This is a genomic window from uncultured Roseobacter sp., from assembly GCF_947493125.1.
Lineage (GTDB): Bacteria > Pseudomonadota > Alphaproteobacteria > Rhodobacterales > Rhodobacteraceae > Roseobacter.
On sequence record NZ_CANLQB010000003.1, the window covers coordinates 36,823 to 51,511 of the forward strand.

General features: G+C 58.2%; 18 protein-coding genes. 10 read left to right on the forward strand and 8 right to left on the reverse strand.

The window, feature by feature from the left end; translation table 11 throughout:
• Window position 1 precedes the first annotated feature (1 nt).
• Window positions 2-187, forward strand: coding sequence for a DUF2783 domain-containing protein (locus Q1A71_RS06530; protein ID WP_299673266.1), 186 nt, complete (start codon window positions 2-4; stop codon window positions 185-187).
• A gap of 326 nt (window positions 188-513) precedes the next feature.
• The gene (locus Q1A71_RS06535) at window positions 514-2,298 is read left to right on the forward strand and encodes a glycoside hydrolase family 9 protein (RefSeq protein ID WP_299673268.1); all 1,785 of its coding nucleotides are present in this window, start codon (window positions 514-516) and stop codon (window positions 2,296-2,298) included.
• A 1,042-nt stretch (window positions 2,299-3,340) separates the two neighbouring features.
• Here Q1A71_RS06535 and Q1A71_RS06540 read toward each other — a convergent pair.
• The 6 genes from Q1A71_RS06540 to Q1A71_RS06565 form a co-directional block, all read right to left on the reverse strand.
• Window positions 3,341-4,114, reverse strand: a complete 774-nt coding sequence (locus Q1A71_RS06540; protein WP_299673270.1) for a methyltransferase domain-containing protein — start codon at window positions 4,112-4,114, stop codon at window positions 3,341-3,343.
• 26 nt (window positions 4,115-4,140) lie between these two features.
• Complete coding sequence (locus Q1A71_RS06545; protein WP_299674288.1) at window positions 4,141-5,262, reverse strand: acyl-CoA dehydrogenase family protein; 1,122 nt, start codon at window positions 5,260-5,262, stop codon at window positions 4,141-4,143.
• Window positions 5,263-5,282: 20 nt separating this feature from the next.
• Window positions 5,283-5,903, reverse strand: a complete 621-nt coding sequence (locus Q1A71_RS06550) for a hypothetical protein (protein WP_299673272.1) — start codon at window positions 5,901-5,903, stop codon at window positions 5,283-5,285.
• 130 nt (window positions 5,904-6,033) lie between these two features.
• Window positions 6,034-6,744: a helix-turn-helix domain-containing protein gene (locus Q1A71_RS06555; protein WP_299673274.1), complete on the reverse strand. Its 711-nt coding sequence runs from the start codon at window positions 6,742-6,744 to the stop codon at window positions 6,034-6,036.
• A gap of 333 nt (window positions 6,745-7,077) precedes the next feature.
• Complete coding sequence (locus Q1A71_RS06560; RefSeq protein WP_299673276.1) at window positions 7,078-7,854, reverse strand: methyltransferase domain-containing protein; 777 nt, start codon at window positions 7,852-7,854, stop codon at window positions 7,078-7,080.
• Window positions 7,855-8,195: 341 nt separating this feature from the next.
• Window positions 8,196-8,777 carry a Crp/Fnr family transcriptional regulator gene (locus Q1A71_RS06565; protein WP_299673278.1) on the reverse strand — a complete coding sequence of 194 codons (582 nt, stop codon included), beginning with the start codon at window positions 8,775-8,777 and terminating at the stop codon, window positions 8,196-8,198.
• 74 nt (window positions 8,778-8,851) lie between these two features.
• Here Q1A71_RS06565 and Q1A71_RS06570 point away from each other — a divergent pair, with 74 nt between their 5' ends.
• The 6 genes from Q1A71_RS06570 to Q1A71_RS06595 all read left to right on the forward strand — a co-directional run bounded on the left by Q1A71_RS06570 (window position 8,852) and on the right by Q1A71_RS06595 (window position 12,040).
• Window positions 8,852-9,418, forward strand: a complete 567-nt coding sequence (locus Q1A71_RS06570) for a hypothetical protein (protein ID WP_299673280.1) — start codon at window positions 8,852-8,854, stop codon at window positions 9,416-9,418.
• A gap of 64 nt (window positions 9,419-9,482) precedes the next feature.
• Window positions 9,483-9,818, forward strand: a complete 336-nt coding sequence (locus tag Q1A71_RS06575) for a hypothetical protein (protein ID WP_299673282.1) — start codon at window positions 9,483-9,485, stop codon at window positions 9,816-9,818.
• Window positions 9,819-9,876: 58 nt separating this feature from the next.
• Complete coding sequence (locus tag Q1A71_RS06580) at window positions 9,877-10,344, forward strand: DUF411 domain-containing protein (protein WP_299673284.1); 468 nt, start codon at window positions 9,877-9,879, stop codon at window positions 10,342-10,344.
• Between the two features lie 20 nt (window positions 10,345-10,364).
• Window positions 10,365-10,808 (forward strand): cytochrome c, encoded by a 444-nt coding sequence (locus Q1A71_RS06585; RefSeq protein ID WP_299673286.1) that lies wholly within the window; start codon window positions 10,365-10,367, stop codon window positions 10,806-10,808.
• 12 nt (window positions 10,809-10,820) lie between these two features.
• Window positions 10,821-11,165, forward strand: a complete 345-nt coding sequence (locus Q1A71_RS06590) for a copper resistance CopC family protein (RefSeq protein ID WP_299673288.1) — start codon at window positions 10,821-10,823, stop codon at window positions 11,163-11,165.
• Entirely contained in the window at window positions 11,162-12,040 is an 879-nt protein-coding gene (locus Q1A71_RS06595; RefSeq protein ID WP_299673290.1) for a CopD family protein, read from the forward strand. The genes Q1A71_RS06590 and Q1A71_RS06595 overlap by 4 nt, the downstream gene beginning before the upstream one ends.
• Window positions 12,041-12,044: 4 nt before the next feature.
• Here Q1A71_RS06595 and Q1A71_RS06600 read toward each other — a convergent pair whose 3' ends face one another.
• Window positions 12,045-12,317: a metal-sensitive transcriptional regulator gene (locus tag Q1A71_RS06600; protein ID WP_220750648.1), complete on the reverse strand. Its 273-nt coding sequence runs from the start codon at window positions 12,315-12,317 to the stop codon at window positions 12,045-12,047.
• Window positions 12,318-12,449: 132 nt separating this feature from the next.
• Between Q1A71_RS06600 and Q1A71_RS06605 the strand changes: the two genes are divergently transcribed.
• Together Q1A71_RS06605 and Q1A71_RS06610 are read left to right on the forward strand one after the other, a co-directional pair.
• The gene (locus Q1A71_RS06605) at window positions 12,450-13,235 is read left to right on the forward strand and encodes a MauE/DoxX family redox-associated membrane protein (protein ID WP_299410710.1); all 786 of its coding nucleotides are present in this window, start codon (window positions 12,450-12,452) and stop codon (window positions 13,233-13,235) included.
• 126 nt (window positions 13,236-13,361) lie between these two features.
• Entirely contained in the window at window positions 13,362-13,994 is a 633-nt protein-coding gene (locus Q1A71_RS06610) for a tyrosine-type recombinase/integrase (RefSeq protein ID WP_299673293.1), read from the forward strand.
• A gap of 186 nt (window positions 13,995-14,180) precedes the next feature.
• On the opposite strand, the gene Q1A71_RS06615 is transcribed toward Q1A71_RS06610, so the two are convergent.
• The gene (locus tag Q1A71_RS06615) at window positions 14,181-14,309 is read right to left on the reverse strand and encodes a hypothetical protein (RefSeq protein WP_299673295.1); all 129 of its coding nucleotides are present in this window, start codon (window positions 14,307-14,309) and stop codon (window positions 14,181-14,183) included.
• Window positions 14,310-14,689 lie beyond the last annotated feature (380 nt).

The following is a 14,689-nucleotide window of genomic DNA, read 5'->3' on the forward strand; positions in this document are numbered from 1 at the left end:
GATGGCCAAGCTTATTACACATCCAAACATGGCCTCGCCTGACGATTTCTATGCCGATCTCATTGCCGCGCACGAGGGCAAGTCCGATGCCGAAAGCGAGGCCTTTAACGCCCGGCTCATTCTGGTTCTGGCCAATCACATTGGCGATCAGGCTGTCTTGAAGGAAGCGCTCGTCGCTTCGCAATAGAGTTTCCGAAGCCTGAGACCTCAACGAGCGCCAGGCCGAACACATGTGGAAAGCTTGTTCCTGCTATGGCTGCTGGCACCGGCGGCCTCACATCCGCTGCGGCCTTCGCCCACGCCCCACGATGACCAAAGCGATCTGCCGGGCAGCAGGTTTTTGCGCACCGACCCGTCGAGCCGCTTTAGGGGTCGCGAAGGACCGTTGCTCCAGACATACACGGCATAGTTGATGGCGCAGCCTACAAAGGGATTTGTATGACACAGCACCGCACGAGTACGACGCCTAGCCTCAAACCACACACACAGAGCCAAGACCAACGCACAGCGGCCGTGAGCCGAGAGACTCCGACACTGGGTTTTGAGGTCGCTGATCGCTGGGAGGGAGGGTTCCTGGGTGAGATCACGCTCACCAATATGACCGGCCAGACCATAGCAGACTGGTTTTTGAACTTTGACACCACGGGGTTTGCAATCCGTGATGCCTGGGGCGGAGATCTGAGAACCCACGGCAATATGGCCTATCTTGAGGCCAAGGGGTGGACGACCAATATCGCACCAGGTCAGTCCGTCACCTTCGGCTTCTCGGCAGTCGGCGCATCGCCTTCAGAGCTGGGAAGTCTCGGTTTTAAGGCGAATGTGGATGATGGCAGCGTGATCACAGTGCCAGAGGACGCGGATCCCGAAAACTGGAATTCGACACAGCCAGATGAGACCGGCACCACGCTCCCGGTTGGCGGCGCGGACGGGGCGCCTTTTGGCGCAGCTGATTACGAGGTCGTGCTGAATAAATCGATGTTGTTCTACTATGCCAATTACGCAGGCGATCTGCCGGATGATCACCCGATTTCATGGCGATGGGATGCGACACTCGATGATGGTGCCGAGGTGGGACGTGATCTGTCCGGCGGCATGTTCGATGCGGGTGATCATGTGAAGTTCGGCTTGCCCATGGCGGGCACCGCGACAACCCTCGCCTGGGGCGGGCTCGCCTTTGAAGACGGGTACAAGGACACCGGCGCCTACGCGGCGCTGAGCGAACATCTGCGCCAATTGAACGACTACTTTCTGAATGCCTATGACGATAAGGGCACGGCAGACCTCTCCGACGACGTGTTCCATGCTCAGGTTGGCGATGGCAACGCAGATCACGCCTTTTGGGGTGCTCCAGAAGACATGCTGATGGAGCGCCCGGTCTATTCCGTTGATGCCGAGAATCCGGGGACCGAGGTCACGGCGCAGACCGCGGCAGCCCTGGCGTCAGCATCCATGTTCTTCCGTGCGCAAGGCGACACGGCCTATGCAGATGAATTGCTTGAGAAGGCCCAGCAGCTGTTCTCTTTCTCTGAGAGATATCTGGGAAACTACACTGACACCGTCACGGATGCTGCGCAGTTCTACAACTCCTGGAGCGGGTATGCTGATGAGTTGTCATGGGCCGCAAACTGGCTGTACCAGGCGACGGACGATGACGCGTATTTGCAGAAATCCGAGGACTATTACGTGGAGCCGAATACGGCCTTCGCCTTCGGCTGGGAGAACATGAGCAACGGAACCGCGCTTCTGCTCGCACAGCAGACCGGAGACGAGCGCTACGTTGATGATCTCGACCGGCATCTGGACTATTGGATGACGGAGATTGCGACCACACCTGGAACCGACACCAACGATGGGCTGGCCTGGGTCGATGAATGGGGGGCGAACCGCTATGCCGCCAATACATCGCTTCTGGCCACGGTTCACGCGAAGCACCTCGCCTACGCTGATCCTGCGAGCAATGCTGATCGGATAGAGGATTTGCTGGACTTTGCCGGTGATCAGCTGGATTTCATGATGGGCGACAACCCTGATGAGCAAAGTTTCGTGGTCGGGTTCGGCGAGACTTTCCCGCTCAATCCTCATCATCGTGGCGCATCGGGTACAACCCATGTGGGAGATCCCGCACCAAACGCTTACACTCTTCATGGCGCGGTGGTCGGTGGTCCCACCTTGAATGGTTCCTATGAGGACGTCCGCAGCAACTATGTGTTGAATGAGGTCGCAACAGATTACAACGCTGGCTTCTCGGGCGCATTGGCGGGCGTCTATGAGAGCCTGGTTTACGACGACTGGATGTGAATTCGTCACCGGGGTTGGGCACTTATGTCGCGCAGCCGCGCCCACACCGGTCTTTGAGCGCTTAGAAAGGTGAGTGCGATCAAAGGGTGCTGCGTCACAGCCGCACAGTTCAGCACACCCCTCACCGCCCCGGCCTAATCGGGCCCGATTTCCAAGGGCATTTTGGGGCAGCGGCCGGACGATGCTCAGTCATTTGAACAAGCTGGCGCTCTCAGGCGCGAGTGCACCTCATCTTCACGACTGATGAGACACGGTGACTTTGTCCTTAGGTGACGCCGTAAGTCATTGAAATGTATCATGCCAAAATGCATCGTTGAAATCAAAGTGTCCTTCTTTTTCACCCACTTTGTCCAACGCGTTGCAAACAAAGAGCCCGTCGAACGAAGCTTCAACGGGCCATGATGTTACAAATGGGGGCTTTCCGAACTAGTTTGGCTCACCCAACTCATGTGTGAGCTCGGTCTTGGCAACATCGGATCTCCGGAAGAACTTGGGTGACTTGGCAACCGAGATAGCAACTGGGCAATCCAGGCTTTCTAGCAGTTTAGCCACGGCCGTGCGGGACAAGCCATTTAAGGCCGGGTGACCCGCTTTCGGGATTTCGTGTTGATGCGCGCGACAGTCATCAGGACATATTCGAAAAGCTCGTATTGACCGCCAACGCGGGATCACTGTCGCATGTCTGGGTGAATGGGACGCAGGTTGACAGCGCAGCAACACGCTTATCCCAACCTGCTTGATTTGCCGGATGCTTACCAAAATACTTGGAAGACTGATTTGTAGCCAAAACACTGCGAACGTATCTGTGTTTAAGTGAGGCTTGATGCACAAGATGCCGCAGCACAGTGGCAAACCAATCTTAGGGAGCTCCAAGCTTCACTAGTGCAATTCTCGGCACCCGAATGATGTGTGAAGGTCACAACACGGCCCTTTGCTGCCATCTGCAATGCTATTGAGCGCCGCATTGCAGCTTTCCCATTCCTGCCATTCTTTTGATCTCAAGCATTTCGATGGCTTGATCGTTGACCTTGGGAGAATGCGGTCATCCAATCCGCCTCAAGTGCCATACCTGCTCGACCGGGTAGCTCCTGGCCCAGTCGGCGGGGATCGCGGCGCGCGTTCCCGAAGCCAGCTGGGGGGCGTAGAGTTCCTGGTATCTTGCGACGTCAAAGCCGATCTCGGCAAACAAGTCCATCCAGGACGAGATCGTCAGGTTGAAGCACACGCCGGTCGGTTCGAACTCGACCTCCGTCCAATCCGCGCCCCACATGCCCCGGTAGGGGCGGTGCAGCGTGCGGACGGCGGGCGATCCGTCGAGGGGTGAGCAGATCAGCGAGAGCGGATGGTTGCCCAGGAACACAAGCTGCCCGCCCGGACGCAGCAATCGCCAGGCTTCCCGCAGCCACTTGTCCGGTGGGCACCAGATCGATGCGCCATATTCCGAGATCGCGAAGTCGAACGCGGCATCCGGAAGACCGGTCGCCTCGGCGTTGCCCTCGATGAACGCAATATCCGCGCCGTGCTCCGCCGCAAGACCGAGGGCCGTGGTCAGCTGTTCGGCCGAGATATCGATCGCCGTCACCCGCGCGCCCCTTCGCGCCATCCACCCCGAGACATATCCGGTGCCACAGCCGAGTTCGATGGCATCCATATCTGTCATGTCCGCCGGAAGCATGCTCAGATCCTCTTCCGCGTTCCCCCAGGTGCCCCATTCCGGTGTCTCGAGGCGCCAGAGCCGCTCGGCGATGGTCACCCAGTTGACGGCGTCGGCATTCCAGATCGCCTTGTTGGTCGACAGGTAATCGCGTGTCATCATGACGTTCTCCGACGCTGCCAGTACGCCTACGGCGTCCTGCAGAGCATTTCGCCCGCATGGACATAGAGCTGGTCCGTGGGCATGGGGTGCATGGCCGCTGCGCGCGCGTCGCGAAGCAGGCGCTCGATCTCCGACGATCTGAGATAGCCGGCGGCGCCCACGATTGCCGCGCACAGTCCGCACGTCGCCATCACGTTTTCGGACAGGATGGATTTTCGCACCAGGACGTCGGTCGCGCGTTCGGGCGAGGGGTCGAATTGCAGCTCCTGGACCAGGGCAACCATGTCCTGATGCGCGAGTTTCGCGGTGGTGTGGGCGGCCTCCAACTCGCCGATCCGGGCATGGCGCAGGCTGTCCGGCCTCTCCCGGCATACGGCGTCTATCGCCAGGTCTCGCGCACGGTCGGCAATGCCCATGTAGCAGGACATGATCAATGTTGGCGCGACGGTCAGAATGACGTGGAAAAGCGGGTGCAGCCCCTCGGCCGGCCGCCGGAGCGTGATCGCGCTTTCGGGCACCAAGACACCGTCGAGTTTGACATCGACGGTCCCGGTCCCGCGCATTCCGTGCGCCCGCCATTCGCCGCAGACCTGCAGACCATCGGCGTCATAGGAAATCGCGAAGTGCAGCACCTCGGGTATGCCCGCCTCGCCTTCGGTGCGGGCCGACGTCACCAGGACGTCGCCGGCCGGCGCGCCGGAGACGAAGGTCTTGTGGGCATCGACCCGAAATCCGCCCTCGACCGGCCGCGCCGTGCCGCTCGAGGCGATCCAGTCCTTGGCAACCGTAGTCGTTATCAGCGCCTCGTTCGCGGCCACCTTTCGCAACAGCGCCTCACCCGGGCGGCCGAGGCGCGCATTGACGATATTCGTCGCGACCACATGCTGATGCATCGAGAGGCAGAGCGCCGTCGAAGGACACGCCTGCGCCAGCGACCGAAGGAATGCGGTCATCTCGGAGAAGTCCGCCCCGCCGCCCCCGAAGGCGGCGGGGACCATGGCAGAAAGGACCTTGCGATCCTTCAGGTCCTGAACGTTCTGGCCCGCGAACGCGTCGGATGCATCCAGGTCTGTGACGCGGCCGGCGAAGACCGGGACAAGGTCGCTCAGCGCGGTTGCTAGGCGGTTGGGAGTGTTCGATCCGTTCATGTCCACCAGACCAATCCTGCTCATGACGGTGCAAACAGCGCAACCTGCACCATGCGGCACGCATTAGGTCCGGGTTCTCCCTGTGCCCGCGCGGTCACGGGAAAGGGCGGCGGGATGCTGTCGTCGCTGCAGCCGCCACGATAGGTGCTCAGCATCTCGAGCTCGCGCCCGGCAATGACCGGCCCGTGATCCTGCAGGATCAGGTGAACCTCCAGGTCATCGGTCTCCAGAATACCGCGGTCGAAGAACGCGTTGTTCAGTTGTCCGACCGGCTGGTAGGCGGTCATGCTCAACGTCCCGTCCGCCCCCACGACCGCGCCACCGACATAACCCGCATCGGATTCCACGATGTCGGTCCGCACCAACGCGTCCTTGCCCGAACACATCTCGGCCTCGCACTGGCCGGGTTCATTGAACACGACCATCCAGTAGGTATAGACGTGGCCGGCAATAAGACCGCTGGTGCTGAGGCTGACATGGATGCCGTCGGGGCCCCGGATCAGGGTCGAGCCGCCACCTTCCACCACCTCGACATCCCCTTGCGAGGGGTGGGTCCTGACCTCGACGGTCTGGATTTCGGCAGCCGCCGGTGTTGCCGCCAGCATGCCAGCCGCCAGCGCGTATTTCATGAATTCCTGCATCGTATCGGCCCTCCGGTGATTGCGCAGGATCAGCCTATGGCGGCCACCCGCCCCGCATCCACTTCAATAGCTGAAGTCAGACTTCGGGCCCCAACCCGGCGGGCCCTGCGGGTGCAGGTCGGGATGGCGTCTATTTTCTGGGGTGTTTGTTCAGCCCAACCTTGGAGAAATGGCTGAGCATGAACCATGTCGAGAACGCTTTGATTTCTGAAGCAGAGCCATCGAGCGTGATCGCGCCCCTTTCGAGCGCGGCTCCGAGGCTGACATGGCCGAGCCAGATCTCGACCAATGTCCGGATATGAGCGGTGATCGCGATATCGACCTCATGGCCGGGGTCCTTAACGCAGACCTCGATATCTTCGGGTTCGAAGACAATCCAGTAGGTGCGTTTCTTCTGCGGCACGCCGTCGAGCAGGAACGACGCGACCCGCCGGGTCTTCCGCCTGTCTCCACGAAGCAGCGTCAGCTGCCGCAGCTCCCAAAAGAGAACGTCCGGGTCGAGGTTCTCGTCCGCGACGATCTCGCGGCGCAGCCATTGCTGCGCCCAGGTCCCCATCTCATCAAGAATGGGAAAGAGGGCGCGCCCGGACTCCGTCAGCCCGTACTCCGAAGCCCCGGACGTCTGTCCGGGGCGCCGCTTTATGATGCCGGCCTGTTCAAGCTGCCTGAGGCGGCTCGACAAGGTTGCCGACGACATGTTCGGTGCACTCTTCTGGATGTCCGAAAACCTCGTCGCCCCACAGAAGAAGGCCCGCAAGATCAGGGTTGTCCAGCGGTTGCACAAGATCTCCGAAGTCAACGCGATCGGGCAAAACTGCTGGTATCCCTGGGGTGTTGTCATCGATGAAGGCTCTGCGATATGTGACCCGAAATCAAGGTCAGAGATGCAGAGGAGGGCCACCTGGCAACAGATCGACCGGGAGACCCGGCGGCGTCCTCGGATCTGTCTGTGGTCGGCCCATAGCGGTCACGCGACACCGGCAAAGGATGCTGCGGTCGCAGCCCGCTTAGCGGCCATTCGCTGCAACGCGAGATCGACGCGCTTGTTGAGATCGGAGACGCGGGACAAAGCGACCGGGCTCTGCCGCGAATCGGATGTCCGCTCTGGGAGAACGTGGCAAAAATTCAATTCAGCCAATGGCAAACCGCCGGAGATTTGCTGCTATCCAGATAGCTACGCCTTCCGGGCACTTACGACGAAATGAGTCAGCGCATAGAAAAACCTGCCCTCGGTAGCCAATGCCTTTTGCTCTTCCAACCATGCCGAGGCTTCGCTCTCCGGAACATGGTTGTTGTCGGCCGCGTATCGGACCATCAATTGCATCATCATTGTCGCAAGCCCGTCTGGCTTCAGCGTATGATCGCATGTTGTCATCGGCGTGACGCCTTCAACGACAAAGCCTTCGTCTCGCATGATGGAAGGCAATACTGCAGGGAGATCGCGCTGCGTGAAGTGACGATCCCAAGAAGCGATCATGCGATTCATACGATCCCTGTCGTCGCTGAACCACACGAGACTATCGAGATGAATGTCTCCGATGACAAGTTTGCCGCCGGGTTTGAGCACGCGATATGCCTCGGCAATTGCTCCGGGAACATCGTCAAGGTATTCAAAAACTTGCACTGAGACGGCTTTGTCCACAGTGCCGGTGGTTATCGGCAAATCATTGGCCGTACCGATCAGGATTTCAACCCAATCAAATCCCTTGCAACGCTCCTTCGCCGGGACAAGCATATCTTCGCTGGGATCAATGCCAATTGCCTTGCCACCCGATCCAACGGCTCGGGCTAACTCCAATGTCAGCAAACCATTTCCACAGCCAATATCGACAATTGTTTCATTGGCCTTGGGGCAAAGCGCATCGAACGAAGCTTGGCGTCTCCGCGTGATATCCGCGCCTTGATAGACGATGTCCAAAAGCCGCGTTGTTTCCTGGTCGAACTTCAACATCGCCCGATCAAGACACACAAATTCTCGGCGATCAACACTTAGCCCAAGCTGTGTTGCGTTACAGACGTTCAAGGCTCTTGGGGGTCACTAACTTTCTGCCAAAGAACCCAGTTTGAACCTGACACGTTTTTTCCGCGTCGTTGTAAGCCGGCACTCGTCTAAAGTGCAGCATCGGTCAGTCTTGGGCTCACTCCGGACCTCGGATGCGGCGCAGAATCTAATAGCAGAGCGCGCATGAATGGTTCAGGACGGCCCAAACCAGACACTCGTCTTGGCAACTGATGCTGCGGTGCGGCTTCCCGAAAGCGGACACTAGAAATTTCCAGCTTCCTGCCAGTCAATCAAAAGAGATCAGGTTTGTTCGTCCGCCGTTCCGCTAGCGCTCGATAGAGCGCTGGAGGCGACACTCCGATCCAATCAGCGACACGCACCCACCCGCCTAATTCCGGCGGACCGTAAAGCTCGAGATAGGCATCAAGGCGATCTACCACCTTCCGCAAACGCATGATCTCAATGCGGGTCCGGAGGTTCTGCAGTTCTCTCGCGGTGCGTTCAAAGGCTTTGACCGAAAGTCGCTTTGATGTGGCAGAGTTCTCAAGGCTCGCCTTCAACTCGGTCTTTGAAATCAGAGAGACCTTTGTCGGCATTTCGGTGACAGCATCGCAATGATAGCGATCCGCAAAGAGGGATGCTTCGGCAACTAGTTCTGTTGCCTCGGCCGTGTGCAGGGTCAAGAGCCCGCCGTCTTGCAGCGCACGCCGAAGAGAAATCCGTCCTTCTCTGACGAGAAACGCCCAATCGACGCTATCATCTCGACGAAACAGCGTTTCGCCTTCATGCAGCGAGCGTTCTGGCGCGCCATCAAAACAGTGAGCCCAATATTCCGACATGATTTCTATCATGTTCAGTTTCACCCGCGTCATGCAATACCCTGGTCCCAACGCTGGATCGAACAAGGACTTCAACAATGCGTATAGCAAACGTCGCACTTCTTATGATGGCTTTGCCCGCTGTCGCGTTGTCTCAGACCCATGATGGAAGTTATGGATCGACGCCTTCGGTTTACGCAGGCGAAGAAACGCGCCTGATTAAGTCTCTTTCGGAACAAGACTTGGAAGAAATCGCGCGCGGCGGCGGATGGGGACTTGCGCGAGCAGCCGAACTCAATGGTGTTCCAGGGCCAACGCACCTCCTCGAACTAGCGGATCAAATCGGGCTGAGCGAGCGGCAGCGCGACGACATCGAGGCGATCCGAGCGCAGATGCAAGCAGACGCCATAACGGCCGGGGAGCGTTTCGTGGCGGCGGAACATGCGTTGGACACAGCCTTTCAACACGGAGCCCCAGATGCTCTGGCGCTTGAGCGGCTGGTGAAAGAAGCAGGTCAAGCGCGGGCAACCCTCCGCTTTGTTCATCTCGATGCGCATCTGTTGACCTTGCCATTGCTGACCGACGCTCAAATCAGCCGGTACTCGGTATTGCGCGGCTATTCAGATGATCCCTGTGCCTCTGTTCCAGTCGGGCATGATCCGGAGATGTGGCGCAGCCATAACGGATGCAACTAGGCTTGATCGCGGCGACACATCCTCGTGACTTGTCAAAGCCTTATACCCCCAGTAGGTATTGGCTATGGTTCGTTTGGTTCTGTCGATCATTCTTGTTGTTGCATTCGCGAGTGCATCCACCGCGTCTGTGACGCATGGCTTGAACCATGGATCGGGCCACGCAGACCACCACGCCGAAATGTCAAAAAGCGATCCATTGGCTGATGCTGAGACGGCACTCACGGGCTGCTGCGACGCCACCAGCGGCATGGGGTCAATGCCCTGTTTTGGCGATCTCGCGGCCACATCGGCGATTTCGCCAGCCCATCTTGCAAATAATACGGTCGTCGCTGGGACGTATGCTGATTGCGATTTTTCAAACCTGACGCTGGCTGTCCCAACCGGTCCTCCGAAAGTCTGAGCGGCAACGGGCGCTTGCCCGCCATTCATTCAACTTTCTAATCAAAGGACCGACAAACATGATCACTCGTCGTCACTTCACTACCCTATCCGCAACAGCTCTTATCATGGCTGCCCTGCCTGCTCGGGCAAGCACGCCAATGCGCGTTCTCGCTTCGCCCGGCTGCGGGTGCTGTCACGCCTGGGCTGACCTGGCTCGCGCTCGCGGCTACGCCGTGACCGTCGAGGAACTGACCGATCCCGAGGCGCAAAAGTCAGAGCGCGGCATTCCGCTTGAGCTCGCCTCCTGTCACACCATTGAAGCGGATGGTTATGTCTTCGAAGGGCATGTGCCGTTCGAAGCACTGGAAACAGTCTTGCAGGATCGCCCAGACATCACTGGGCTTGCTGTTCCGGGCATGCCGATGGGTTCTCCTGGCATGGGCGACGACCCGTCCGCCCGCTACGATGTCATTGCATTTGGTGGAAATGCTGGCACCGGCACGCTATACTACCGCGCTGGCACGGCGCAGCCGTTCGACACCTGATGGTAAGTCGGAAAGCCGTTTTGCTAACCGGTGGGCTCACGCTCGCCGGTTTCGCAGCCGCATTTGTTCTGGCGCAACCTTCCCAAACGGTTGGTATTTTGACGCCTGACGACACCGAAGTGATCGCCGTGGGTCAAAGCATCTACGCCGACCAATGTGCTGCTTGCCATGGTGCGCGCCTAGAGGGGCAGCCAAACTGGCGGATGCGTGGAGAAGATGGACTGCTGCCAGCACCGCCACATGACGCAACGGGCCATACGTGGCACCATGATGATGAAACGCTTTTTACCCTGACCAAATATGGGCTTGCCGGTCAGATGGAGAACGCGCCACCGTCCGGCATGCCTGTCTATGATGGTGTACTCACCGATGACGAGATCATTGCGGTGCTGTCTTTCATCAAGTCGACTTGGCCTGACGACCTTCGTCAGTATCACGACGAACTGAACGCCCAGTCCGAATAGAGGAAAATTCAGATGATCAAACAAACTCTTCTAGGCTTGGCAGTCGTAGTTGCTCCCGCTCTTGCCTTTGCCCATTCGAAGTCTGAGGCCACAACACCCGCCGACGGTGCGACAGTCACAGAAGTGCCGGAGCTTTCAATGCGGTTCGATGATCCGATGCGCATCATTTCAGTCACGCTCACCTCTCCAGATGGCGACGTCGAAATCGAACGCGAGACCGGTATGGACCCCGCTACGGAGTTTCGCGCCTTGCCATTGGAAGAGCTTGCGCCTGGAAGCTATCGCTTCGACTGGCGCGGTATGGCGTCGGACGGCCACCCGATGCAGGGCAGCTTCTCCTTCACGGTCGCTGAGTGACAGGCCTCGCACCGATCGACGGTCTTGTTGTTTTGGCCATCTTGGCCAAAGCGATTGGCTATGGCGCGGCTTTGCTCGCGATGGGGGGCGTGCTGTTTTCGGTCGTCTTTGCCAAGCACGCAGAGGCATCGGTCCTGCGCCTTGCCAAGCAGCTTGCTGTCTGTGCAGCGCTCGTCGGTCTTGCCGTATTGGCCATCCGGTTCGGCATTCGCGCAGCAAGAATATCTGGGATGGGTTTCGACGGCGCGACCGACCCAATGATGCTCGGCTTCGTTTGGGAAAGTCCACTTGGAACCGCCGCGATTTGGCGCGGGATAGGCGAACTTGCGATACTTGCAATCCTGCTGCCGCGATTTGGGCACTGGATCTCTCTGGTGGGGAGCGTCGCCATAGCTACATCTTTCGCGCAGGTCGGCCACGCGCTTGGGGAGCCCAGATCGGCCCTTGCAGTCCTGATTGTTCTCCATCTTCTGGCCGCTGCTTTCTGGGTTGGTGCTTTGATACCTTTGCGGCGGGCGGCACTTGCTCCTGACGGTGCTGATCTGTTGCACTATTTCGGTAATCTCGCCGCTGGCGGAGTGGCGGCTCTAATCCTCGCAGGCACATCGCTCGCTTGGCTGCTTTCAGGCTCTACCACTGCGTTATTTGGAACAGCCTATGGTTTGGCACTACTGGTCAAAGTCGCGATTGTTGCGGTCCTCCTCGGCTTTGCAACTTGGAATAAGCTGAGGCTTGTTCCCGCTTTGCGTTCTCAGAAGCCCGGTGCAGTCCATGCCCTGAGGAGGTCTATTTCAATGGAAAAAATGGCTGTGGCCCTGATCCTGTTGGCAACTGCGACACTGACCAGCGTGACCACACCGCCCGTCAATCTTTGACCTCTTAACCGCGCGCCTTGTCGAGCAATTCAAGGAGTTCGGTGAACTTCGCCCGCTGGTCCTCCCGATCACCGGATGCAAGCGCATCTTCGATGCAATGGGATGCATGATCATCGATCACGAGCTTTTCGACACCTTTCAAGGCTGCGCGTACAGCCGCGATCTGTGTCAGGACATCAACACAATAGCGGTCTTCTTCCACCATCCGGGCAATCCCGCGGACCTGACCCTCAAGGCGCTTCAGACGTTTCAAAGTGGCTTCGCGGTTTTCGTGCATAGTCTCTTTTCGCATGGTGGCCGACAAAAAGTCGAGTGAGTGCGGAACCAAAGCTCGCACTCTTGATTATATACCCTATGGGGGTATATAGAAATGAGAAATGCCTACGCCAATAAATCGTCGGAGAAGCCAATGCCCAAAGACACCCGCGACGTTGCTAACATTGATACAAATCCGGCCGAAGTGGCGGTGGGCAAGACAGCTGTGCTTTACCGGATGGCGCTACCAGATCATCTCTGCCCATCAGGTCAAAAGGCGCGCTGGCTTCTTGAACGTCAGGGATATGATGTCGATGACCGGCTTTTCCGAACCCGTTCCGAAGTTGACGCTTTCAAGGCCGAGCACGACGTCAAGACGACGCCCCAAGCATGGATCGAAGGCGAACGCGTTGGCGGCTACACGGACCTGCGCGAAAAGCTGACCGGCTGGGATCCGGAGGCAACCACTTATCGACCCGTCCTCTACCTCTTTGCTGTCGCTGCGCTCACCGCAATTGCGCTATCAATCGGGTTCCTTGGCGCAATCACTTGGCAGACACTCGGCTGGTTCATCTCAGTCTCAATGATCCTTCTCGGCATGCAGAAACTGCGCGATATCGAGGGCTTCTCTACGATGTTCCTCAACTACGACCTTCTTGCGCGAAGGTGGGTACCCTACGCATATATCTATCCATTTGTAGAAACAGGCGCGGGCATCCTAATGACCGGCATGATCCTGACTTGGGTGTCAGCTCCCGCGGCACTTTTCGTTGCTGGTATTGGGGCTGTCAGTGTCTTCAAGGCCGTCTACATCGACAAACGTGAGCTTAAATGCGCATGCGTTGGTGGAAATTCAAACGTTCCGCTTGGGTTTGTGAGCCTTACCGAAAACCTGATGATGGTCGGGATGGCGGTCGTGATGCTTTGGCTGATGGTTTGAGCCAAAGCGGTTCAACTTTCTGACTGGTCATCCGACACCAAAAGGGAAGTTGAGGTTATGTGTTATCCTTCCGTGTCAACAAAGGGTTGTCGTTTCGGGAGGGCATGGCGGATCGGAGGATCAGTCATGGAAACACCAAACCTGCCAGCCATTCGCGCACTTCGCCCTGCATGGAACAAAGGTCGCATCGTCGGTCAGAAACGACCCCTGAAACCCAAGCATGTCTGGGCGATCCGTGTCCGCCTTGAATTGGCTGAGAACCATCGCGATCTCGCATTGTTCAACATGGCGATCGACAGCAAGTTGCGCGGGTGTGATCTAGTGAAGATGAAGGTGGTTGACGTCATGGCATCCGGCCAAATTAAGGAACGGGCGTCGGTGTTACAAAGCAAGACACAGAAACCGGTACGGTTTGAGATATCGGAAGGGACTAGATCGTCAGTTGAGAAATGGATGGAAGACGAATTGATGAACGGGTCAGAATATCTTTGGCTAGGGCGTTTTCACGAACGACTGCACATTTCGACCCGTCAATACGCCCGGATCGTACGCGACTGGATCACTTCGATCGGCCTTGAAGCGACGGCCTATGGCACCCATTCGATGCGCCGCACCAAGGTTACGCAGATCTATAAAAAGACGGGAAATCTCCGAGCCGTGCAGCTACTGCTTGGTCACACCAAGATGGATAGCACGGTCCGATATCTCGGCGTCGAACTTGAAGACGCGTTAGCTATCGCGGAAGCCATTGAAATCTAAAACCTAGGGCCGCCTGCAAGGGACGGCCCAGACCGGACCTTCGCTCCATGATCTCGATGCTGCGGTGCAGCCCGACAAACCGGCTGTTCGCCGCAGATGCAAAATCGAGGTAAGTTCGAACTCACAGTTCGCAGGAAATGGCGGACATGTAGCCCGACCGAAAGACCGGCCGTTTACCACCGGGTCTCAAAGTCCGGAAATCCTTCCCGAGACGTTTTTCTCCGTCGGGGAGATCCAGCCAAGGCTCGCCGTCAACGGGACCTCTGCCGCATCCATGCCGACGCCGATCCGCACGATCTGCGACGCCTCCGCCATGCCCTCACGCTTCGCCAGCGTCTACGCCCCGCATGTCGACCCCCGGGATTTTCATGCGGTCGCCGAGGAACACTTGGACGGCATTTGACACCTGATCGACACGACGGGCATGGCGGAGGCGCGCGCAAGGGTGATGAGCACATGCGCAAAGTCCTGACAGACGCCCTACCGTTGAACGAAGGTATCGATGACAGTCGTCTGCGCCGTGCTGGACCCCCGGACATATTCGAAGCGCCGAAATATCCGGTCCCGTATCCCAGCGATGCACTGCCCACGTTGCAAGTGACCGAACTCGGCGGCGACGAAGCTCCGGAATTCATCCGAGTGGCAGTAGCGTGCCGGCATCAGTACTGGACGACGTCCCCAGGAAGAAGATGCGG